The 1,960-nt window shown below is 51.3% G+C and carries 1 protein-coding gene; it reads left to right on the forward strand.

The window, feature by feature from the left end:
- On the forward strand, window positions 1–1,960 hold a 1,960-nt coding region (locus tag PPL9_RS03190), incomplete at both ends, for an Ig-like domain-containing protein (protein WP_200962083.1).

Here is a 1,960-nt window from a genome sequence, read left to right on the forward strand (position 1 = left end):
CTTATGTGACAGATTGGGCGACAGGAATTGCCGAGATTGATCCACTCGTGCTTGATCTGGACGGGGATGGCATTGAACTCACACCGTTTGCTGATCGTCAGATCTACTTTGACATGGATAACGACGGTGCTCTGGAGCGTACAGGCTGGGTGGGCGCTGATGATGCTATTCTTGTTCATGACCGCAACGGAGATGGTCAGATCAACGACATCACCGAGACTTTGTCAGAGTATTATGGTGCACCGGCCGGGACCGGCGCTGTACATGAGGATGGATTTGATGCCCTCAATACATTTGATAGTAACAATGATGGCCGGATTAATGCATCAGACACCAGCTTCGGCTCACTAAAAATCTGGCAGGATGTAAACCAGAATGGCCGCTCAGAAGCCGATGAACTGAAAACTCTGGCAGAAGCCGGAATTACCTCCATTTCATTGAATAATTCCTCAGATGGCTCCTTTTCTGGCGGCAATGAGGTACGCAGCCAATCAACCTATAAAACGTCTGAACGCGACCTTGCCATCGCTTCAGTAAACTTCATTGCAGACCCGAACGGGCTGACGCAGGAAGCTCTTGGCTCCGGGACAACGGTCACAATTGAGGGTGGCAGCAGTGTCTATACTGTTGGCAATGAAGACGGAGAAACGGTCGACCTTGCACAGAAGGGAGTTACCAGCGGTATTGGTGCTGATGGAGATGACGAGATCATCGGCGATGAACAAGATAACTGGCTCGTTGGTGGGCAAGGTAAAGACCGCCTAAGTGGGGGAGCGGGCAACGACTATATTGTTGCAGATGCCGAAGACCTTTCTGAAAACCAGGATGGTATCCAAGGGGGAGCGGGCTTTGACGTTGTGCAATTCGTCGGTAATCAAGGTGTTGCGTTTAATCTCCAGCAGTCTCAGGTGGAGATGGCCATCGGGACTGATCAAGCTGATATTCTGGTGTCCGGTTCGTCAAATCAGTCCGTGATTAATGGCGGTGGCGGCGATGACATCTTGCTTGGTGGTTCTGCAGGAGATATCCTGAATGGCGAAGAAGGCAATGACATTGTCTACGGATATGCAGGTAATGACCTGATCCGCGGGCACCGCGGGAACGACACACTCTCTGGTGGTCAGGGTGAAGACATTCTGCAGGGCGGTCTGGGAGATGACAAACTTCTGGGCGGGGTTGGTGAAGATCTTCTGATCGGCGGTGTTGGCAATGACCATCTCGATGGGGGTATCGGCTATGATGTAGCTGAGTATTCCGGTTCATACGCTGACTACCTCGTGACCAGAAACGCAGATGGCAGTTACTCAGTTGCTGATCAACGTGCCAGTGGCCCAGACGGTGATGACAGACTGACCAACATTGAAGCTCTCAACTTTGCAGACATCAATGAAGTGCAGCTCGATGGCGGCAATCCTATGCCCGTCAAAGACACCCTGCGTCTGGCACTGCAGGCCGATGGCCACACCTACCGCATTCCCGTCTCAAGCCTATTGAGTAACGATCTGGATTATCAGGGCGATGCTCTTCAGATCCAGGAAACCTTTAATGCGGTTGGCGGCACAGTCTCTCTTTCTGGAGAAGAGGTGATCTTTGTCGTAGATGATGGCTTTGCAGGTATTCCGTCCTTCTCTTACAAAATCAGAGACGAACATGGCAATCGCGGCCTGCAGGTCGGCGTCACTGGAACCAATCAATCTACTGAGATGACCGCTAAAGTCACTCTTGTTTTAGAAGGTCACCCGCAAGATCCGCAGTTCCTGGAACAATGGTACTTACCTGAAATCAATGTTCTGCCGGTCTGGGAGGACTACACAGGCCAAGGTGTCAGGGTTGGAATTTTTGAACCGGGCCCATGGAACGCTGAAGACTATGGACAGGTTGACTACAGTCATCCGGACTTGCTGCCCAATATTGATGATGAAGCGTTGCGCACGCAAAATCCAAACATTGAACCGACACA

Origin of the sequence: Pseudovibrio sp. POLY-S9, assembly GCF_001431305.1 — a bacterium.
Classification (GTDB): Bacteria; Pseudomonadota; Alphaproteobacteria; order Rhizobiales; family Stappiaceae; genus Pseudovibrio.